Annotated in this window: 15 protein-coding genes and 1 pseudogene; 5 read left to right on the top strand and 11 right to left on the bottom strand. The window is 51.4% G+C overall.

All coding sequences use genetic code 11. The features are described 5' to 3' along the window. Positions 1 to 27: 27 nt before the first annotated feature. Positions 28 to 1,008: a restriction endonuclease gene (locus FYJ44_RS14950; protein WP_326833678.1), complete on the bottom strand. Its 981-nt coding sequence runs from the start codon at positions 1,006 to 1,008 to the stop codon at positions 28 to 30. A gap of 447 nt (positions 1,009 to 1,455) precedes the next feature. Here FYJ44_RS14950 and FYJ44_RS09160 point away from each other — a divergent pair, with 447 nt between their 5' ends. Then, positions 1,456 to 3,864 carry a helicase C-terminal domain-containing protein gene (locus FYJ44_RS09160; protein ID WP_195841000.1) on the top strand — a complete coding sequence of 803 codons (2,409 nt, stop codon included), beginning with the start codon at positions 1,456 to 1,458 and terminating at the stop codon, positions 3,862 to 3,864. 53 nt (positions 3,865 to 3,917) lie between these two features. Continuing rightward, entirely contained in the window at positions 3,918 to 4,811 is an 894-nt protein-coding gene (rdgC, locus tag FYJ44_RS09155) for a recombination-associated protein RdgC (protein ID WP_051643871.1), read from the top strand. Positions 4,812 to 4,947: 136 nt separating this feature from the next. Here rdgC and FYJ44_RS09150 read toward each other — a convergent pair whose 3' ends face one another. The 3 genes from FYJ44_RS09150 to FYJ44_RS09140 all read right to left on the bottom strand — a co-directional run bounded on the left by FYJ44_RS09150 (position 4,948) and on the right by FYJ44_RS09140 (position 8,637). Beyond that, on the bottom strand, positions 4,948 to 5,967 hold the full coding sequence (locus tag FYJ44_RS09150; RefSeq protein ID WP_051643870.1) for an Rpn family recombination-promoting nuclease/putative transposase: 1,020 nt from the start codon (positions 5,965 to 5,967) through the stop codon (positions 4,948 to 4,950). Positions 5,968 to 6,050: 83 nt separating this feature from the next. After that, positions 6,051 to 8,297 (bottom strand): DNA-primase RepB domain-containing protein, encoded by a 2,247-nt coding sequence (locus FYJ44_RS09145; protein ID WP_029436198.1) that lies wholly within the window; start codon positions 8,295 to 8,297, stop codon positions 6,051 to 6,053. Then, positions 8,263 to 8,637 carry a plasmid mobilization protein gene (locus FYJ44_RS09140; RefSeq protein WP_034506676.1) on the bottom strand — a complete coding sequence of 125 codons (375 nt, stop codon included), beginning with the start codon at positions 8,635 to 8,637 and terminating at the stop codon, positions 8,263 to 8,265. Before FYJ44_RS09140 ends, FYJ44_RS09145 begins: the two co-directional genes overlap by 35 nt. A 201-nt stretch (positions 8,638 to 8,838) precedes the next feature. Between FYJ44_RS09140 and FYJ44_RS09135 the strand changes: the two genes are divergently transcribed. Both FYJ44_RS09135 and FYJ44_RS15055 read left to right on the top strand, forming a co-directional pair. Next, entirely contained in the window at positions 8,839 to 9,177 is a 339-nt protein-coding gene (locus FYJ44_RS09135; RefSeq protein ID WP_154511364.1) for a hypothetical protein, read from the top strand. Between the two features lie 191 nt (positions 9,178 to 9,368). Continuing rightward, positions 9,369 to 9,932 carry an IS5 family transposase gene (locus FYJ44_RS15055; protein WP_154511362.1) on the top strand — a complete coding sequence of 188 codons (564 nt, stop codon included), beginning with the start codon at positions 9,369 to 9,371 and terminating at the stop codon, positions 9,930 to 9,932. Positions 9,933 to 10,207: 275 nt separating this feature from the next. Here FYJ44_RS15055 and FYJ44_RS09125 read toward each other — a convergent pair whose 3' ends face one another. Then, positions 10,208 to 10,861: a hypothetical protein gene (locus FYJ44_RS09125; RefSeq protein ID WP_154511360.1), complete on the bottom strand. Its 654-nt coding sequence runs from the start codon at positions 10,859 to 10,861 to the stop codon at positions 10,208 to 10,210. Positions 10,862 to 10,882: 21 nt separating this feature from the next. Then, positions 10,883 to 11,680, bottom strand: coding sequence for a hypothetical protein (locus tag FYJ44_RS09120; protein ID WP_154511358.1), 798 nt, complete (start codon positions 11,678 to 11,680; stop codon positions 10,883 to 10,885). Between the two features lie 590 nt (positions 11,681 to 12,270). Between FYJ44_RS09120 and FYJ44_RS09115 the strand changes: the two are divergent. Beyond that, positions 12,271 to 12,965, top strand: a pseudogene (locus FYJ44_RS09115) (IS1 family transposase). 173 nt (positions 12,966 to 13,138) lie between these two features. Here FYJ44_RS09115 and FYJ44_RS09110 read toward each other — a convergent pair. The 5 genes from FYJ44_RS09110 to FYJ44_RS09090 form a co-directional block, all read right to left on the bottom strand. Next, a complete protein-coding gene (locus FYJ44_RS09110; RefSeq protein WP_154511356.1) occupies positions 13,139 to 14,797 on the bottom strand; it encodes a hypothetical protein in 1,659 nt (552 codons plus the stop codon). Between the two features lie 418 nt (positions 14,798 to 15,215). After that, the gene (locus FYJ44_RS09105) at positions 15,216 to 15,512 is read right to left on the bottom strand and encodes a hypothetical protein (protein WP_195840999.1); all 297 of its coding nucleotides are present in this window, start codon (positions 15,510 to 15,512) and stop codon (positions 15,216 to 15,218) included. A gap of 1,016 nt (positions 15,513 to 16,528) precedes the next feature. Next, positions 16,529 to 18,130: a helix-turn-helix transcriptional regulator gene (locus FYJ44_RS09100; protein ID WP_195840998.1), complete on the bottom strand. Its 1,602-nt coding sequence runs from the start codon at positions 18,128 to 18,130 to the stop codon at positions 16,529 to 16,531. Between the two features lie 12 nt (positions 18,131 to 18,142). Continuing rightward, positions 18,143 to 19,519, bottom strand: a complete 1,377-nt coding sequence (locus tag FYJ44_RS09095; RefSeq protein WP_195840997.1) for an ABC transporter substrate-binding protein — start codon at positions 19,517 to 19,519, stop codon at positions 18,143 to 18,145. An 80-nt stretch (positions 19,520 to 19,599) separates the two neighbouring features. Next, positions 19,600 to 20,366 (bottom strand): IS5 family transposase gene (locus tag FYJ44_RS09090; RefSeq protein ID WP_407643780.1). Its coding sequence is split into 2 segments (ribosomal slippage): positions 19,600 to 20,003 and positions 20,003 to 20,366, totalling 768 coding nucleotides; the frame shifts between segments, so codons are not numbered across the junction. Positions 20,367 to 20,400: the final 34 nt, after the last annotated feature.

Here is a 20,400-nt window from a genome sequence, read left to right as displayed (position 1 = left end):
GTCGCAGATAATCAGATCAAAGGGCCGCTAAAAGGTCTTTTGCGCTTCCGCAATGACGGCAATGGACTGATAGGTGGAAAAGACAACCAGCAGGTTGTCCGCATGAAATTTTTCCGCCAGCCGGAACTGACGCACGATGTCATCCACATTGGTGGACGCGGGAAAGGCCAGATCGGTAACGCTGTAGCCGTCCTGATCCTCGTCCTTTTTGCTTCTGCTTTTGCTGACTTCGGGATCGGAGCAGATGCAGATGGGGAAAATGTCCGCCGATGTTTCCGCCGTCCATTCCCGCAGGGTCTGACCCACCAGCGCAATGGAAGGAGCCAGAAACAGCACAAGCCCCCTGCCGCCGGTTTCGTTCTCCGCAATTTTCAGGGAAGTGAAGGTCTTGCCCGTACCGCAGGCCATGATCAGCTTGCCGCGATCCCCGGTCTGGAAATGCTCGTGAAAGGCGGTTATGGCCGCCTGCTGATGCGGGCGCGGCTGCTTGCGTTCCTGCCGGGCCTGTGCGCCGCTGATGCCCTGTTCCAGCGCGGCCCAGTCCACGGGCGCGTTTTCCAGATCGGCAAGGCTGATGCGCTGTACCGGCGGTTCCTGATGGCGGATGGCGTTTTCCGCCTCGCTGCCCCATTTGTTTGTGGTGGATATCCAGAGCCGGAGCGCAAAGGAGGTCGTCTGCTGCTGGTCATTGACAAACTGCTTGCTGGACGTGGCTAGAAAGCTGTCCACGGCGGGCTTGTCTATGCTGGCTGTTTCCGCATAGCACTTGCATTGAATGGCCCAGAAATCCCCCTCCACGGTCTGCGCAACCAGATCAATGCCCGTATCCTTGCCGCCGAGGTTCTGCTTGTACGGAAATTCCCGCCAGAGCCAGACATGCCGGAACGTGCCCGCATACCACGGAACCGTTTGCAGAAAAGCCTGCATGAGCCGCTCGAAACGGTCGCCCTTGTCACGTTCGGAAAAGGAAATGGCGCGGTACCTGGCAAGAATATCCTGAAAGGTCATGGGGACTCCTGAAAGCGATATGGCATAATATGCTATCCCGGAACGTCCAAAAAGAAAATCGAAAAAACGGGACAGAAAATGCGGGAACCTTCTGACGCTGCGCCCCTGTAAACATCCTATCCCGCAGCGTACAACGACGTGTTTTCCCATCTCGCGTTTTGCCGGGTAACTTTCAGGGTATCAAAAATATTTAAAAAATTTTTATCCTATAATTTCAAATAAATATATCCTAAAACAGGCGTCAACTACAAGTTAAAAAGCCGCTTTGCCAAGTTTCAGAACGTACCTGAGCTGCTCTCCATGTACCGTACCTTTGCCGATGTCGTGACAAAAAGCGATCTGGACGAACAGGCGAAGCAGGCCGGGGAACGGCCTCTGACGCCTCCGATTGAAGGCGGCAAGCCTTATAACGATGTGGTGGAACGCTCCCCGGCTCAAGCCGCGTATATGGACAAGATCATCCAGCGCATGGAGAATCTGCCCAGGGACCCGCGCATCGACAATTCTCTCAAAGTCACCAATGACGCCCGCAAGGCTGGACTGGATTTCCGGCTGATAGAACCGACCGCCGATGATTTTGAAGGTTCCAAGCTCAACGCCGCCGTCGAGCGTATCCACGAAATCTGGCGTGATACAACCAATGACAAGGGAACGCAGCTTGTTTTCTGCGACCTCTCCACACCCAAGGGAGGAAAGGTTCCGGCATCCGCTCAGAGCGAACGGCAGGATTTGGAATCCGGGGCGCTTATCGACGTGGACGGCACGCTTGTCCGAGAAACGCCGGAACAGGAAGACATGGCCGAGGATGACGGGGACGACGCTCTTGCCGGTGTCGTCAATATGGATGAGGTCATCGCCATGTCGTCCGGCAAGTTCTCCGTGTATGACGACATGAAGCAAAAACTCATGGCAAAGGGGATTCCCGCCGATGAAATCGCCTTCATCCATGATGCCAACACTGATATACGGAAAGCAAAGCTGTTCAGCGATATGAACACGGGTCGTGCTCGTGTTCTTCTTGGCTCTACGGCCAAAATGGGCGCGGGCATGAACGTACAGAAAAGGCTTGTGGCCGCGCACCATCTGGACGCACCGTGGCGGCCGTCAGATTTGGAACAACGAAATGGAAGAATTATACGTCAGGGAAACATATTTTATGAACGCAATCCTGATACTTTTAAAGTAAAGATATTCAATTATGCAACAAAGATGACTTACGATTCGCGAATGTGGCAATGCATAGAGTACAAGTCAGCAGCCATTGAACAGTTTCGCAAGGGCGATCTGCTCCAGCGTGTCATTGACGATGTGGCCTCAGAAGCTGCCAACGCCGCCGAAATGAAAGCCGCAGCATCCGGCAATCCGCTTATTCTCATGCAGGTACAGCTTGCCGCCGATCTGCGCAAGCTGGAAGCCCTGTATTCGCAGCATCAGCGCAGCCAGCACCGGATGCGCGACCGCCTCAAGTATCTTGCTTCCACAGAAACACGGCTTGCAAAAGAGGAAACTCTGTATGCGGAAAACGTCCGCCGCAGGGATTCCCATACCCACACGGTCATGGAAAAGGGGAAAGAAAAAATCCTGGTGGAACTGACGGCTGACGGCAAGACCTTCACGGCCAAAGACAGCGAAAAGATAAAAGACCGTTTGCTTGAAGGCGTGAAGGAAGTCACCCGCGATTCCAGCGCAACATTTCCGTTCGGCTCCTATCGCGGTTTTGAAGTCTCTGTCGAACGCGCGGCAATACGTATGAGCGGCAAGGACGGTTTTCAGCTTTCGCTTCGGGGGGCGGGCGAACGGGAGTTCCGACCGGGTAATCTGTTCTACGATTTTGAGGAAAAGTTCAGTCTGGCCGGTCTGTTTCAGCGCATGGACAATTTTCTGGCCAGGGGACTGGATGACGCTGTGGAAACGCAGCGGGAGAACGCACGGCAGGAAAAGGCCGAACTGGAAACCGTCAAGGCCACTCTGGGCAAGGAGTTTCCGCAGCAGGAAGAACTGGCTCTGGCGCGGGAAAACCACAGCGCGGTCATCCGGGAATTGCAGCGGATGCAGGAGGATTCGAGCTACGTCTCCACCTGGACACCGAAAACATCTCTGACCGATGAACAGCCGACAACAGCGGAAGCGCCCCAGCCGAAGGAGAACAGCGCTGCCGCCGCAGTTCCCGCTGCGCCGCCGGAAAAACAAGCTCACACGCTCAAATACGGCGAAGGAGAAGGGAGAACGGAATACACCGTCTCCAATCAGCACAACGGCTATACACTGCAAAACGGGTATGTCCTGCGCCGCACCTATTTCAACAGCAGCATCGGTTCCCTGGGGCAAAGTCTGTACGAGGACGGTCAGTGGCACAGCACGGCGACCGCGCCGAGCGGCATGAAACTCAAGCAGTTCGAGACGCGGGAAGCGGCCATACAGGTTGCCCGCAATGACGCCGAACAACGCGGGCTTGAAGAAACGCCGCCCGCCGAAGCTGCCGCGCCAGCATCGACACTGGCTGGCGAAACCTTCCGCGACCGGCTTGCCAGGGCCGGTTTTCATCCTACCGGCAGTGATTTTTACGGCAAGAATGAACATGCATTGACTCTGGATGCGGTAGACGGCGGAATGTATGAACTGCGCGTGTTTCAGACGGGAAACGACAAAATCGGTCTGCGTGTCCAGTACGAGAAAAACCATATCATCAACGGGGCGCGCACCGTTCGCGCCACATTTGATACATTTGCGGAAGCCCTGGAGCATGTGGAGGCATACAGACAGCTCACGGCTCCGCAGGCCAAAGCCGCCGTTCAGACGGCTTCGCCCTCCGGCGGCGTACATGGATTTGTGATTTCACGTCCGCGCATGAGGTAAGCGGCATGAATCATTTTTCTCTCTAACCTCACAACAAAGACAAGGAGTTACTCATGTCAGGTTTCATGTCTTCAAGTACAGCCATAACCATCTGCAAAGCCGATTCCGCCGCCGGGCTTGCCCTGGACGCCTTGCGGGTACATGCCTTTACGCCCGACATTGATGCTGACGGCAGACGCCTCGGCTGGGTGGCGCTTGGCGATCCGCTGGATACGGACGGCTTTGAGCTGGCCGCCGTGGATGGTCGCTATTCCGGCTTTTCCTTCCGGCTGGATACCCGCAAGGCGTCCGGGGCCGTTATCCGGCTCCAGCTTGCCGAAGCCGTGCGGGAGGAACGGGTTTCCGGCAAAAAGGTCGGAAGCAAACGCAAAAAGGAGCTGAAGGAGGCCATCACCGCCAAACTGACCGCCAGGGCGGAATTTGTACCGTCTATCATTGACTGCATCTGGGATGCGGAAAAGAGACGCCTGCTTGTAGGCTCGGCTTCCGCCAAGGCGGTACAGCCGGTGCTTGACCTGTTCAAGACCACATTCGGCATTGATGCCGCGCCCATCACGCCTGCGGGCGACATGCCGAGACTCTTTGCCGCTATCCTGCGCGGGGAAGGCTACCCGTGCGAAGGCTACACCCTGCATCCGATGGGTTCCGCCAGTCTGGCCGCTTCCGAACAGGCGGAAGAAAAAGCCGCCGTCGCCGTGCAGAACAGCCTTAACGCCGTGGCTCAGGCGCTTGAGGAAGGTATGGCTATTCAGAAACTGCATCTGGTGGCTACTTCCGATGCCGATCCCGACCGGCAACTGGAGTTCACGCTGGATGCCGGTCTGGCTGTGTCTGGCCTGAAACTTCCCAAGGCGGAAAAAGGTACAGAAGATGATGCCACATTCCTCGTGAATGTCGATGCCTGCACCGCTGTGGCGGATATGGTCGAAACGCTGGCCTCGGCGTAGCGTACAGCGTTGTGTGAGCTTATGGAGCGGCAGGTCGGAGCTGTGTCTCTGTCTGTCGCTCTTTTCGATTACCCCCAAAAAAATGCCGCTTGCCTCATAAAGAAACAAGCGGCAGTATATTTTACTGAATATACAATTACATCAACTTGTCGTCATCTTTTTTGATCTGGTCAATAAACGCCTGCAACGACTCCGCATGGTATGCGGAAAGCGTCAGTTTCCGCAGGGCGTTTGAGTCAGATGAACTCGCAATATAGGAAGTCACGGATTGGGGGAGCGTTCCAAAACGGGCCTCCAGCAAGTCCCGCAAGGCCAGTCCTATTCCCTTGACCTCACCTCTGGCCTCACCTCTGGCCTCGCCAATTATTACCCCTTGCCGAATGTATTCATCTTTCCACTGAGCGGCACGTTCTTCCAACATGGCGTCAACCTCCCGCAAGTCTTGAAATTCGGGAATTTCTTCTGTTATTCCAGAGCGTTTAAGGACAACACGAGCCAACCATATTGTAAACGCTCGACGCAAAACCAAGTATTCAGGCCCATGAAGTCGGCTTATCAACTCCTTGACTATCTGCCGAACCTGTTCCGGTTCCTGCGCTCGTTCCAGTCTCAGGAGCTGCGCGACCAGGCCCTTGCTTTTGTCCAGTTCATCTCCTGACACTCGACTTTCGTCCAACAAAAAATGCCGGTGCTGGGGACGATAAAATTTCAGGCTCTCCGGCATGGGAGCGAACAATGCCGCCACCTCCTGCGGAGCTTTCCATGCCTTGCCTCCATTGTATATAACAATGGGAAACACCGGCGGCAAGCCCTCATTTTCGCGGATATTTCCAGTTTTGACGAGATCAAGCAGCAACAGTGCCGTGTAGGACAGCATTCTCAACGCCATCCAGTGGTCGGGCGTGCTCTGGAACTCCACGAGCAAAGCCACATAACACCATGAACCTTTTTTCCAGCCGACACGCCAGACAATATCGTCATGGCGTTCCCGCAGGTCGTCCGTCACATAACTGCCCGGACAGCGTTCAAGCGTAGAAAAATCAAGGTCCGCAATGAAATCAGCGGGAACAAAATCCCGTAACAGCGATTCCACCATTTCAGGATTGCTGAAAAACTGCTTGTACGCAGAATCATGTGGTATTCGTTCTTTTCCCATATGAATATCCTATCTGAGTAATGCCCGATGAGCAAGATGCTAACCATACTTTTTCCCTGTTATTTCCTCATACTATGTTTCACCTATTTCATTCGTATACGCTGCTCCTTTTCTTCTGTGCGTTCAATCTTCCTCCACAGTTCCCGATACCGCTCATTTCGCTCAAGGTCTCTGTCCCCTGCCGGGCCGAAAGCGTAATCCGCCGTTCTTTCGGCGTACCGCTGCCAGTTGCGCCCGGTCTGCGTTTCCCGGATGGTCGGGGCACAGGTGCGGATGGTTTCTTCCACGTTTTCACGGCTGTGACCGTTGGAGCGCAGCCGCAGGGCGATCATCGCGTCCACGCGGGAGTAATCCTCAATGGTCAGATGCCTGCGAATATTCTCCAGATGGGCATAATAGGCCGAGGCCGGGTCGCCGGGCCAAAAGTCCGGCATCGGGAACGTCCGGCGCTCGGCCTTTCGTTTCTCGGTCTCCTCCGCGTACTCATGGTCAATCCTTCTGGCCAGAGCCAGCGCCTTGCCGCACTCCCGACGCTCCGCAAATAACAGCTTCACCTGGGGATAGCCCCCGTCTTCCCGCCGATGCTTCGGCTTGCGGTTTTCAAAACCCGGCGCACGGTGAGGATGGATGCAGCCGCACAGCTTTTTGTCGCCATACTCCCGGTTCAGGCGTTCCGTAATGCGGTTGCCCACATCCCGGTCAAATTCCGTACCCTGCCGGGGGATGGTCAGCAGGCATTGGTAATTGCCCGGCGAGCTTTCCAGCACCACGGCAGGCCGGAAGCCGTCTTCCTGGAGCTTTTTCAGGCTGTCACGGGTCATGTCGTCAATGAGAATATGATGCCGGTCATCCGATAGTGGCGTGTAGTAGATATTTTCACCCCGTTTCTGGAAGCGCAGCATCTCCGGTATGTGAGCCTCCAGTTCGTCCGGGGAAAACCCTCTGGTCATGCCGCCTTTTTTGTCCAGGATGAAGGTCTTTTTGCCGCCGTCCTCTTCCATCTTTATGCAGGTAACGCGGTAGCGTTCCGCATTCACCGCATCCGCATACTTTCTGAAATCCGCAAGTTCCCGCATGGGTTCCGCTCCCTTTTCCCGTCTTTCGGCAGGGGGCGGGGCATTCCTTTTTACCTCCCGTGCCGCCCGATACCGCCAGCAATTTGCCTCCTTTTCCATGCCTCGTGACCGCAGCCAGTTCTCAAAACGCGGCTTGCCTCCACGCACTTTTTTCCGGCCTGACCGCAGGGAAAGCCGTTCCGCTCTCTGCTGCGCCATCAGGCAATGCCGGGCGATATTCAGAACCGGCAAACCATATTTCGCCAGGTGGGAAAGCGCCTTTTTCCTCTCGAACCTGTGCCGTTCCTTCATCCGGGAAAGCTCGGCATTACCTGCTGTTCCTGCCCTTTTCGGGCCTCCGGCGAACTCTTCCTGATACATTTTCCATGCTTCCAGATTGACGGAGCTTACCGGCTCCGGGGCAATCTTTCCCAAGGCATCCGGGTACGTTCCTTCCTCAAACTCCCCCAGCCTTTTGCACAACTTTCCCATGCTGAACGCACGGTCTACGGAGGATGCCTTCACGGCCTTTTCCCCCACAAAAATGATGGCCCCGGAGCCTTTCTTCTCGAAACGCAAACCGACTTCCGCCAGTTTTTCGTGCAGCTCTGCCCACGATTGCGCGTCTTTTATGATGGAATGCCCGCGCTCCTGCGCGATGCGCTGGGCGGATTTTTCGCCGGTGGCATGTTCAAAATCCAGCGCGGCCTGCTTCGGTTTTATTTCGCGGGCCGTCCTTCTTCGCGCCAGCTCGCCATTTTCCAGTACCGCATACATGGAGTTTTCTTCACTGGCCCATCCCTGCCTGCCTTCAATATGGGCCACGAGCTTATGCGCCTCCTGAATGTCCAGTCCATTGAAAGGAAGCACGACTTTTCCCGTTTCCGGGTTCGTCCTGTTGACCGCGACATGCAGGTGATAATTGTCCGTGTCATAATGCACCCCATACACGGTCTGATGTCCGGTCAGCCCCATTTTTTCCAGAAACATGTCCACCACTTCCTCCACCTGTTCCCTGGTGGGCTGTTCCCCTTCCTGCCAGGAAAACATCCAGTGCTGCACCGGCATGTCGCTGTGAACCGACTCCCTTGCCAGAGCAATCATTTCCACCTTTTGACCGGTATGTGTTGCTGAAAGAAAACCTCTTCCGTCCGCGTATTCGATTTTCTCACGCGGATTTCTGTTATGGGGGAACCGGATGTAATCCACGAGGTCGCCTATCTGCCACGCCTTGGGCTTTTCAGCCTTCGTATTCCTGATTTTCTTGACAATCATGATGACACCGCAGCGAGATTTTCTGGATGGCCCAGACCAGATTCCGCAGGGCGTCCTCCTGCCGTTCCAGAATATCCGGGGGAGCTTTCGCCTGCCGAAGCGTCTCGAAATTGTGCTTGAGCAGGCCGCCTATCCGCCTCAGTTCCGCAACGGTACTCAGGTCTGCATGAGCCACCAGCGGCCTGCCTCCGAAAAAACGTCGCCGCATGTATTCCGACAGGGACAGTCCGGCGATTTCCGCCTGCTCCATGAGGCGCGTTTTTTCTCTTTCGGTGACGCGGATCGTCACCCATTTCCGGGCGGCGCTCCGGCCGCCGTCTTCGGTCTTTCCGTCTTTCATGTCTTTTGCCTTTGGACTGCGAGAAGCGAAGCGCCGAGCATTCCGGGAGTCCAGAGGGCGTCAGCCTTCTGGCAGGATGGGGTTGTGGTGTAGCACAACCCCCATCCTGCCACGAAGAACCCGCCTCGTGCAGTGGCCGAATTGTATATATAGAAAAATTTCCTGTATGATGGCGAAAATCTTCTTTCAAGGAGCAATACGATGTCCTCGAACGCGACTATCCGTCCTCAACAGATAGAACAGGCAAAAAAACTGCTTCAGAATTTACCGGAAAAGGAAAACAGGAAGACCCGCCCGGAAGCAGCTGAGCTGCTTGAGCGGGATTTCAAAAAGGCGAAGGAAAAAGGCTACAATTCCAGAGAACTGAGCCAGATGCTCAAGAATGAAGGCATTATCATTCCCGCGTATCTCATAAAACGATTTTTTGCAGAAAACGGAAATATTTCCGTCACTCAAAAACAGGAAGCAATCTCTGCGAAAAAACAAACTTCCCAAAAGGCAGCTTTTATCGTACCCGATACTTCAGACAAGAAAATATGATATGAATATACCTATCTTCTTATGAAGACAGCATCACAAACGCAACGTGGCCTTACCTCTGATTGGCTACCTGACTGATGATGGAAAACAGGTGTTTCTGCTACAACGGCCCTAGGGTGTGTCTGCAAACCCTCTTCATGAAAAGGGGGAAGTCAGGTTAGGTAAGGTTTTCATCGTGTTACGACAGGGAAATGTGCTACTATGACATCCCTGAAGACCTCTGGCTCAGGCTTGAGCCCATACTGCCAACAGAAGGTTCTCCTCGTGGAGGGAGACCGATTGGTGACGTCAGAAACTTTCTCAATGCTGTACATTGGATGCTGCGAACCGGATCTCCATGGCGAGCTTTGCCAGAGAAATATGGTTCGTGGAAAACCGTATATTCCCGATTCAGGCGTTGGCAGAAAAGAGGATATCTGACTGCTATCCTTAAGCTTCTTACCTTACAGGCTGACATGAACCACATCATGATTGATGGGACATACGTTCATGCTCACAAGCATAGTGCCGGAGCTCGACATACCTCTGGAATCAATCAGGCTCTCGGCCGAAGTCGTGGCGGCTTTACTTCCAAAATTCATGCGGTGGTGGATGCTCTCGGTAATTTGCTGGCTTTTACTGTCACGGCAGGACAATACTCCGAGTATCCACATATGGGTAAGTCAACGCCAGCAACGAACTATGCAAACAAAGCATCTCCACTTCTGTTTCTGGAATCCGCTCCCTCAGGTTGCGTTATGGAGTTGCTTCCATGAAGAAGCTCCTGACAACTTTGGAAAATCGGCAGGGACAGCTCGCGCCACAGCCCACCACCTCAACATTATCAAAACAAAAGCAAGGCATTTCCCGAATGCATACTTTCTCTCTATTTCGATTCAATCGATCACGATATTGCCCCAACTGATACTTCTGCTCTTTCCATTTTCAGATATAATGGAAAAATATCGAACAGACCTTTTCATTCCATTTTGGATTCTCTCTGTTAATCAAGGGCCAATATTTTATAGGAGAAACTCCCCATCCAACCTCTTCATCCCATAGCCTGTTCCGTAAACTCAAAGCTTTTAAGCTGCAATTGTCCGTCCTGATAATGTACTATGACGTGGAATCTGGCCTCTTTCCATATGATTTCCTCGCCGTCAACCTCTCTGAAACGCTGAAGACTGCCAAACATTTCCCAGTGGTTTTCGCCTATGGGCTCTATCATCTCCACGTTGGCATAGCCTGGCAGCAAGTCATCCGAGGACAGGTTGCATACATTGCCCGTTTTATCGCTTAGAACGGAAAAATCAATAAAATAACCGTTACCATCAAAGTAGGTTCCCTCGAAGTCTTCGTATCTGCTCACTTCCTGACCGAAGATGGTTCGGGCAATCTCTTCCACCCCATCCTTCGGCACATAACCCTGATATTCTTCAGATATACCCTGGAAAAAATCAGGATGTTCATCACGATCCAGACCACAGACCGAGCCTTCAGACAGGATGAGGAAAAAAAGCGCATCCCGGCACAGCTCGTTCTGGGATTTATGAGCATTCTTTGTCAGACCCATACTCCACAGGACAAGCAAATTATCCTTCATGACGAACTGTTCCGCTCGGGACGGGAGTATTCCTTCCGCGAAAGTGGGCAGGGGGCAGAGCAGCTGATACACCAATACCATCAAAAGCAAAACCTTGTTCATAATTCGCCTCGCTGAAGAAATTTACTGTGCGTTGAAGTCGAGGGAAAGGATGCACCAATGCCTGCCCGTCTTTTTGGCGATCAGGCGGAATGTATCCCGCTTGGTTACGCGCAAGATATCGCCTTCTGCCTGATACAGGCCCCGCACTTCGCCTTCCATGACCCATGTGTCATTTTCAGGGTACAGATTAAACGACTGGGCAAAAGCCCCATGCTCATGGTACAGAGGCCAAGACTCGAACAGCCGGACATCATCAACGAACAGCCCTTCCTCCTTCCGCAGGAAGTAGTCGGCCTGAGGTAGGGCGGACTTGTCGAAGGGCCAGCCCAGCCACTCCTGCGCTACGCTCTCCAATTTCGCAAACGGAACATAAAGCCTGTACTGCTCTGGCACTCCGTTAAAAAGTCGCAGAAGTTTCCGCTTATCCTCTTCATTGTCACACGCCTCGGGAAAATTCATGATGCCTTCATTTGAGGCCATCACTAGGAGCTGAAGCGCTGTGCGCGCAACGAAAGAAGGAGAAAGCTGTCCGTTTTCCACCAGACCGAAGGTTTCCGGTCGTGACGTGTCTTTAGGATTCCGCTCGCCGATACTGACACGCAGTTTCCAGAACGAGACCACATTGTCCAGCAAAAGCAACCTGTCCGAGCGACTCATCAACTTGGCCACATTGTTCAGCTCGCGTACTTTCTCAGAATTGACCGGCAGGGGAGGTCGGGGGCGTATGGCATCTTTGCCAGCACGAACCGGAGCTGCGATGCTCAGACACAGGAAAAAACACGCTGCGGACAACAACAGGCGTGTGCGTATGTCTTTCATGGTTCCCTCCTCAGGCATTAAATATACTACCAGTTAGTAGCAAGTTTACCCTGAAAGGGGGCGGCTATGCATCATCCTTGTGATGAGAAAGGGACAAAACATCTAAGGAAAGTGGAATCATCATGAAGATGAAGCGGGCTTCTGACGTCCTTCTTCTGCTTTCAGGATTCTACCGCAGTGCTTCGGGACGTCCAGTCTTGCCGCCTGCCCGCCATCATCTGGGTATAGACCCTCATCTCGTGACGGGCAGGAGCTCGGAGAAAAGTTCAAGGAAGAAGGATGGGACGGCAGCGAACACTTCGTCAAATTCCCCACCCTGAGGAACCTCACAGGAACTTGACCGCCTGCTGCCCCCCCTGACGGAACGTCGGGACGCCTCATACGCTCATGATGAGCACAGGCATCCCAAATACCAACGAAGTTCAGCCTGAACAAAAAGTGCTCCTCACGGGGAGCGCCTTCTTTGTTAGTGGACAGGACGCATGGGACGTTTCACTGCTGAAAGACCGAACCTTAGACACTCCCTTGCAAAAAAGGAGAGTATTGCATAAAGAATGTTATAATGACATACTCCAGTTAAGGAGTTCTTTATGCAATACTGTCCAAAATGTGCGTCAGAGCGGATTATGAAGAATGGAAGACACTTGGAGCGTCAGAGATTTCGCTGCAAAGACTGCGGTTTTCAATTTACCCGTGACACTCCCAGAGGACGACCGGCAACGGAAAAGGCAATGGCCATCCTGCTTTATACTTTGGGCCTTTCGTTTAATGCCATAGCACGTATTTATGGAGTTGCAACATCGACCGTCATGCGTTGGGTCCGGGATTTCGCTGAAAAAACTTATGAAAAGCCTTCTCCTGGGGAAGCTGTCATCATAGAACTTGATGAGATGTGGCACTATTTGCATTCAAAAAAAACAAACTATGGCTCTGGAAAGCTTATTGTCGCGATACCGGTCAACTCATTGACTGAGAATGTAGCAATCGTGACCAAAGCACTCTTGCAAGATTGATGGCAAGGCTTCGCCGTTGGTCTGTCTGGTTCTTCTGTACCGACAACTGGAAAGTATATCCACGGGAAATACCCGAGGACGACCTCATTCAAGGAAAACGGGGAACCGTGCGAATTGAACGAAATAATGCCCGCCAAAGACACTGGTTTGCCCGTTTCAAACGTAAATCTCAGGTGGTTTCAAGGTCCTTGCGAATGGTTGATCTCACAATATCTCTCTTTGCCAGATTTCATGTGAACGGGCAAAGAGAAGATATTTTATCATTCTTTTAGCAATACTCTCCAAAAAAGAACTGGGCAGAGAGGTTCAGAGCAGGCCGTATGCGATGTGGGGACGACATCGCGCCTTGATGCTTCGACCATCTTCCTGACCACGCTATCCTGAAGACCCTTCCTCAGCATAAGCCCAATGGCGACGCGAACTTCTATATCGCCACCCGCTGGCATCAGCGTTTTTTAAGAAATAATCCCTCCGCAGTTGCCCCGTTCCCTACACGGTACCGGCAGTCTTTACCATCGACATACCTAGAAACAAGGAAATCATTATACAGCAATATCTCTATGGCACAAGTCTCGTCTTCTTCAATGAGGATCCTGTTACCATGTAAATTGGCCACTGCGATCTCACCGGACAATGCATCCTCTGGAAAACAGGCCATCCTGTAGGATGGTGCTCCAGTAAGTCCTATAAGGCGATAGCGGACGGTCCCGTCATTACTAACCTGCAAGACAACAGTGCCGTCATCGCAATTATCCCCAAGGCTGTATGCGTATGTCCCAGAAGCTTTTTCCACGTCAAATGACCAATTGTAGGGAGCATGTGTTCTTTCAACAACGCTGACCTTGATGGTAAATTTCTTGCCGTCTTTATATTCATAGTCTCCTTCATTTTTCTCAACGATCCGCGGGCGGCCATGCCATGTTCCCGACAGAACTCCATTGACAAGAGTGCCAGTGATCGTGCCGGAGATATCCCCGTTCGGCAACATCTCATGCAGACGATACGAACCATCATCCTCTTCCCTGCCCAGAAGACGAATAGGAATCTTGGCTTTCGTACGTGTATAGACGATCTCACCGGAGACGAGACCATCCCTGATGTCGAACCAGATGGAAACAGGGATCTTGTCGTTAATGACTCCTTTGCCCTCATAATACTGAACCCTCGCAGCATCGTTCCGCTCCGTCGCCACATGTTCAGTCTTGCTCGACGTAAATTCGGTATCGATTCTGGAAGCAAGGCGCTGCTTCAGATCTTTAGGTTCTTTCTGGTCATTAGCATCGACACTGGCAATAAACTCCTCGATCAAATGCCCCGTCAGTGTGCCTTGATGTTTTTTTACGATAAAGCCCATCATTTCATGCTTCCACCAGTTCCACCGGTCATACATGAATCCATCCTGGTCACGAGGTGGAATCTTCCGGAATAACATAAGGTTGATGATCGCATGATAGCGTTTCACGGCATCAGGTGCATACGGATTTTTCGCATTACTACGCAGGAATTTCTCCAGTTGGACGGCCCAATCAGCCATATGAATCTGTGACCAGAGCATAACGTACTCCTCACCGCCCAGATCCTCGTTACAAAGCGGCTGGGAGACCAGCACATCCACAAAAGTCCTGCCCTCCGGGCTGAAGTGAACGCGCTTATAGATCGAGGGATAATTCAAACGCAGAAATGCCATCCCTTCCGCTGTGTCGGGGATGAGGCACAGTGAATCGAGCATGGCCAGAACTTTTTTGTCGGAGGCACTCAATTCTTCCTTGGCGAAAGCCCAACGCTCAAGCACAGGCTCAACAAGTCCCGTTATTTCCTCTTTGACATCCGAGTTCCGAAGTGCGCTCAGGGGCATCTCATCCATGTCAAGCAAAGAGCGTATAATCTGTTCCTCAGGTCTCTCGCCGATTGTGGACAACTCGATATTGCATTCCGTGCTCCATCGCTGCACGGCCTTCAGCATGGCGGTTTCATCCACTGCCCCGTCACAGGACACATCGGCCGATACAACCGTTTTCAGAAGATCAACAGGGACAGCCTGAGCCTCAGCCCTCCATCCCAGAATCATCAAAACCAAAACGATGCTTTTCCAGAATGAATACATACTTCCTCCCTATTTCGAGCCAAACGATAACTAATGTTGCCCAGCTGATGCTTCTATCTTCCCGTTTTCAAATATGATGGAGAACCTGCGAACTGACTATTCCATTCCACGGCAGGCCATCTCAGATAGTCAGAGTGCTATTTTATAGAATAAACGCTCCGTCACTCTTTTCAATTCGTATCCAATTCCGTGATATTAAATCTTCTCATCTGCAATTTTCCGTCATGATAATACACTTCTCCATCAAACGATGCACTTTTTAATATAAGCACTCCGCCATCTACATCCTTCAGTATACGCAGAAGCTTGGCATATACTGTCCAGCTGGTGTCGTTTATGGGCTCCGCTATCGGCTGGTAGACATGGCCAGGCCGCCGGTCATCCGGCATCAGGTGGCACAGGTACCCGGTTTTATCGCTCAGAACGGAAAAATCGAGAAAATAGCCGTTACCGTTAAAGAACGTGCCCTCGGGGCAACGTGCTGACTCACTTCCTGAGCAAAAATAGTTCGGGCAACCTCTTCCACCTTTTGTTTCGGTACGAATCCCTGATAGTTTTCGGGGATGTCCTGGAAGAACCCAGGATATCTGCTGCGCTCCATGCCACAAGCAGATGAGCCTTCAGACAAAATGACGAAGAAAAGAGCATCCCGGCACAGCGTGTCCTGATTCTTGGGCACACTCTCCTTCAGGCCCATGCTCCACAGAACGAGCATGCTATCCTGCAGGAGAAGTTCCTCCACCCTGGTCGGACCGCTGTCCTGTGCGGGTACAGAGAGGGGCAGAACATCTGGCACATCAGTATCATCAACAGCATGATCTTTTTCATGATCCACCTCACAAAGGAAAGGCTCTACACGTTAAAGTCGAGGGCAAGGATACGCCAGTACTTACCCGTCTTTTTGACTGCCCAGGCGGAACGTCTCGCACATGATCACGTCCAGGGTACCGTTTTGCACCTGCTGGATGCCCCATACGTCGCCTTTCATGATCCACTTGTCCTGTTCGAGGTAGACCTTTTTCCTTCAGCAGAAGGTAGTCAACCTGAGGCAGGGCCGCCTTATCAAAGGGCCAGCCCAGCCACTCCTGTGCCGTGCGCTCCAATTGCTCAAAAGAAATACGTATATCGTACCGTTGCGGCACATCGTCAGGGTGACACGGAGTTTACCACTCCGGCACGCTTGGCCTAGGCGCATCAACATTCCTCAGTATGATCTGAAGCGCTGCACGTGCGACAAAACAGGGAGAGAGCTGTCCGGTTTTCACAATACCGAAGGTCTCAGGTCGTATCATCTCGTCAGGCTGCCCCTCGCCGATCTTCACATGCAGTTTCCATAACGAGGCAATATTGCTCAGCAAAAGCAACCAGTCCGCACGACTCGACATGGACACATCTGCCGACTCAGGCGACAGCTCAGTATCTGCCTGCACTGGAGGGAACGGTTACGTGGCATCCTCTACGGCACGAACCGGAGATGCAAAAGTCAGACACAGCAAAAAACACTCTACGGACAACAACAGACGTGTGCATAAGTCTTTCACGGTTCTCTCCTCAGAGGGTAAACATGCTACCAGCTGGTAGCATGTTTACCCTGAAAGGGGACGACCATGCATCATCCTTGTGATGAAAACTGGACAAAAATCTAAGAAAAGCAGGGTCATCATGAAGATGAAGCGAACTTCTGACGCTCTTCTCCTACTTCCAGTATTCTAACGCAGTGGTTCGTTACGTTCAGTTTTTCTGCTTACCCGTCATCATCTGGACGTAGACCATCATTTCCTTGTAGGAAGTAACATTGAGTTTTGCGTAGATATTTCTATTATGTGTACGTATAGTATTGATGGAAAGATTTAGTTTATTGGCAATCTCATGTGAATTGAGACCTGCAATATATAAATCAAAGACAATACGTTCTGCTTTTGTTAGAGTTTCTATTTGATTGATGAACATACGATATGCACTCAGCTCTACCTGCTCAGAATTTTGCTCTTCAGATGCATTTTCTCCCAGCTGGCAGATCAGTTTCTGCTCTCTGGCCTTCATGAATGCGATAAGATCATCCAATTCTCGAATTTGAGTTGTACAGCCTGCTTCCTCCTTCTTCCTGGCATTGTATATGCCCTGTAAGACAGGGGCTGCGTAACACCTGGAAAGAAACATGGCCAGCAGCACAGCAACTGCCAGAAAAATCATCAGAAAAGACGCCACGAGGATATGCCGGTGCATCAGCATGTTTCGTTCCTGGCGCTGGGGCAGCAGCACGGCTGCTACCCAGGAGGATTTCTCTCCAAGAAGCGGAATTGGCGCAAGTCTCAGGGGCTTTTCCCTACCCACAAAAACAAGATTTCCATCACTGTAGCGATTGTAATATTTTTCTACCGTGACCTTGTAGATAGAAAAGTCCTCAGGTACAGCCAATGCAGGGCCATCTTGAAAACCTGCTCCAGTATCCAAGGTGGCCACCCCATCACTATTTTGCTGCCGCAGAGCAAGTACTCCTGTCAGGCCGGTCAGGGATGGCGAAAGGTGCGCATGAGCCAGCTTGAAAAGCAGGCTACTGATTTCAAGACCACAAACCCCATATACTTTACCGTCTTTACCAAGCAAAGGAATACAAATCAGGAGTACTTTTTCCCAAGTTCCACGCAGATAATGGGCCTTGGTAAAAAAATAACTGTTTTTGGGGGATTGTTTTGCCTCCTGGAGCAATTCATTCCAACAGGAGATACTGGACGTATCAAATTCCATGTCCCAGTTATTGTGAATGGCAAAGCGATACTGGCTGGCGACCTGCGGCATTCCACGAAGCCAAACTATAGGAGCCTGTACCGTATTGAAATTGACGGGGGTGTTAATTTTCAGATAAACACCACAACGAGAAGTGGCGGTCTTGGAAAGTGCGCTGTTAAGCGTAGCTTCAAAGATAATAAAAGCCCCGGTGGAACGAGATTCCCTCAGACTCCGAATCAGCAGAGGAGTACTTTCGTATTCCAACTTGCCTATCAGCGAAGCATTGTCACTTACGTTTTCGAATACAGATTTGTTTTTGGCCAGGGTGCTTTCGACCGTACACGTCAGATCATCAGCCATGCGTTGGCTGGCAGCGACAATATTTCCCATATGCAGGGAAATATTTCTTTCATAGATAGTGAGATATTCTTTCATATCCTCACCTATCGTCTTTTGAGAGGCAGGCAGGAAATCGAAGATGTAAAGCAGCGTCATCAAAATAACAAGCAAGAGTAGAACAAAAGACAAAAAATAAACATTCAGGTGCATTCGTAGGGGACGCTTGCCTTCTCTAAAAAAAAGAGTAAACGGAAGAAATCGCATAGCAGCCACACATCACTGGAAAGGCACGGCTAAACGTTTTTTCATCTGTGTCAATGATGCTCTTACAACGCTCTCAGGATCGCCCTCACCACTATACCGTGTCCCACGATACGAAGAAAGAACATCACGCAGCGCTGCTCCAAACTGCCTTTCCAGTTCTCCGTAATTTTCAAAAGCAGGCACAGAAACAAAAGTGGACGTTTCATAAAGCGACAACAGCACCTTATAAGCTTGTTTATAGCGATCATGAGAAAAATCGGCATATTCTGCCTGTTTCAGTCTCTGAAAGGCCTCCTTTTGAACAGGCATATACCCTCCCTGTACGGCAAGGGAAAAATTAATCTCCGGACTGGTAAGCCATTTGCAGAATACTGCGGCAGCGTATTCCTTTTTCGGGGTGGAGGCACGTGCGTACAGAGAGGAGCCTCGCTGGATGTCCAGCCGTTTTGCCCCCTCAAAGCGTGGATCAGGAAGTATCGTCAACCTGAGCGGCAGCGTACTGTTGTCCTTCAGCGTAAGGGTATCATTGTAATAAAGAACGGCGGCGGAAGAGCCCACACCACACACCACTTCCCCCATCATCATGACGGTGCTGTTATACCCGGGATTAAGCCACAGTTGACCGTTTACAGAGGCCTTGGCCAAAGGACGCCATAGTTTCAGCAGAGCCGGATTATCCCAGCGGATATTCTCTTTCTCGAAAAAAGGCTCCCCCAACGACTCCGAGTTGAGTATAGCATAGTGCATCCAGTCATCATACATAAAGAAGGATTTACCGCCGGACCATTCATAATAACGAGCGGATGCACGAAAAACTCCTTCCAGAGTAGAGAGATCGGCATAGGATATGCCCGTTTCCCGGCTGAAGGGCTCAAAGAGGGTGTCATTGACATAGAGAAGATTGGTGGATTTGGCAAAAGGAAACCCGTAAAGGGCACCGTCCATCATACCCTCTTCAAGAAAGGCCGGAACATAGTTTTGCAGCTCTTCTTCACTAAAATACTTTTTCCAGTCCAGGACTCTTGAATTCCCGATAATGGCCAATGTCTTGGGATAACAGGTGAAAAGGTCAGGCAGTTCTTCGCTTCCCGGCTCTTCACGGGCTGACGCCACAAGTTCATCATGAATGTTCCAGGTACTGCTGACGGAAGTGACATTAATAATAATCCCCTGTTTTTTCCCCACCGTCTGGTTGAAACGGTCGATCAATATATTCATAGGAGAACGGGCCTGTGCGCCATACACATGCCACATGGTCAGAGTGACAGGCTTGTCGGGGTCCAGCGGAGAATCAGTGCAAGAACAAAGCAGAAGCATATACACAAAGAACATACCAAGTAGGAATGTCTTACGCACCTTTCTTGAAATTTCAGCCAGTTTTGAACTCATCGTCATTATGCCCGTGCTTCATGCTGTCCTTGCCATACGCTCAGAGTCAGCTCCTGAAAAGTCACAACTAGATAGTATAGTCACGAGATTGAGGCCCAAAGAAAAATACACCTGATATGAATTGCGGCCAGAAATGATGATGTATTCTTTGCATATCTGGTCGCAATTCCCCGCCATCGCTTCAAGTGAAGAAAGGCATTTTCGACAAGGTGCCGGATTTTATAGAGTCCTTTGTCATATTCTCGCTGCTCTTTTCTATTCTTCTTTGGGGGAATGACTGGGCTCATCCCTTGGCTCGCTGCTTGGCAAAGAATTTCATTGGTATCGTAGCCACGGTCAGCGAGTAAATGCTGGGCATTAAAACCATCAATCAAGGCAGTCGCTTGCTTGCAATCTGCTGCTGTACCTTGTGTAATAATAGCCCTGAGCGGCATACCATGCGAATCCACGGCCAAATGCAATTTTGAGTTGAGCCCCCTTTTGTACGACTCATGTCTTGATTACCGCCTCTGGCTCCTGCTGCATGGGGATGTACCTTACAATGACTTGCATCAATCATAAGCCATTCAAAGTCTGGTTCATCTATCAAAGTTTCAAGCAATCGTTCCCATATGCCGCTATCCCGCCAACGAATGAAACTCCGATGAGTGTTGCTCCAGCCTCCGAGGTCGGGTGGTAAATCACGCCACGGTGCGCCAGTGCGCATGATCCAAAAAACGGCATCAATAAATCGACGGTTGTCGTGCGCTCTGCCACCCCAGGCGCCCTCACGCCCCGGCAAAAGTGGCTCTAACTTTTTCCAAACGGCATCTGAGATGTCATGTCGTCTATGCGCGGCTGGCAACATTGATTCCTCGCTTGTAGTTGGTTCCAAGCGAAGT

The organism is Desulfovibrio porci, assembly GCF_009696265.1.
GTDB classification, from domain to species: Bacteria; Desulfobacterota; Desulfovibrionia; order Desulfovibrionales; family Desulfovibrionaceae; genus Desulfovibrio; species Desulfovibrio porci.
The sequence above is the reverse complement of the archived record's forward strand: the minus strand, read 5'-3'. Positions and strand labels throughout refer to the sequence as shown.

What these genes read in the sequence shown, in the direction of transcription:
- FYJ44_RS09160 (WP_195841000.1), top strand. Translation starts at nt 1,456, where the DNA reads ATGGACAAGATCATCCAGCGCATGGAGAATCTGCCCAGGGACCCGCGC.
- FYJ44_RS09150 (WP_051643870.1), bottom strand. Translation starts at nt 5,967, where the DNA reads ATGGGAAAAGAACGAATACCACATGATTCTGCGTACAAGCAGTTTTTC.
- FYJ44_RS09145 (WP_029436198.1), bottom strand. Translation starts at nt 8,297, where the DNA reads ATGATTGTCAAGAAAATCAGGAATACGAAGGCTGAAAAGCCCAAGGCG.
- FYJ44_RS09095 (WP_195840997.1), bottom strand. Translation starts at nt 19,519, where the DNA reads ATGAGTTCAAAACTGGCTGAAATTTCAAGAAAGGTGCGTAAGACATTC.
- FYJ44_RS15055 (WP_154511362.1), top strand. Translation starts at nt 9,369, where the DNA reads ATGTGCTACTATGACATCCCTGAAGACCTCTGGCTCAGGCTTGAGCCC.
- FYJ44_RS09120 (WP_154511358.1), bottom strand. Translation starts at nt 11,680, where the DNA reads ATGAAAGACATACGCACACGCCTGTTGTTGTCCGCAGCGTGTTTTTTC.
- FYJ44_RS14950 (WP_326833678.1), bottom strand. Translation starts at nt 1,008, where the DNA reads ATGACCTTTCAGGATATTCTTGCCAGGTACCGCGCCATTTCCTTTTCC.
- FYJ44_RS09135 (WP_154511364.1), top strand. Translation starts at nt 8,839, where the DNA reads ATGTCCTCGAACGCGACTATCCGTCCTCAACAGATAGAACAGGCAAAA.
- FYJ44_RS09125 (WP_154511360.1), bottom strand. Translation starts at nt 10,861, where the DNA reads ATGAACAAGGTTTTGCTTTTGATGGTATTGGTGTATCAGCTGCTCTGC.
- FYJ44_RS09140 (WP_034506676.1), bottom strand. Translation starts at nt 8,637, where the DNA reads ATGAAAGACGGAAAGACCGAAGACGGCGGCCGGAGCGCCGCCCGGAAA.
- FYJ44_RS09100 (WP_195840998.1), bottom strand. Translation starts at nt 18,130, where the DNA reads ATGCGATTTCTTCCGTTTACTCTTTTTTTTAGAGAAGGCAAGCGTCCC.
- FYJ44_RS09110 (WP_154511356.1), bottom strand. Translation starts at nt 14,797, where the DNA reads ATGTATTCATTCTGGAAAAGCATCGTTTTGGTTTTGATGATTCTGGGA.
- FYJ44_RS09105 (WP_195840999.1), bottom strand. Translation starts at nt 15,512, where the DNA reads ATGCTCGTTCTGTGGAGCATGGGCCTGAAGGAGAGTGTGCCCAAGAAT.
- rdgC (WP_051643871.1), top strand. Translation starts at nt 3,918, where the DNA reads ATGTCAGGTTTCATGTCTTCAAGTACAGCCATAACCATCTGCAAAGCC.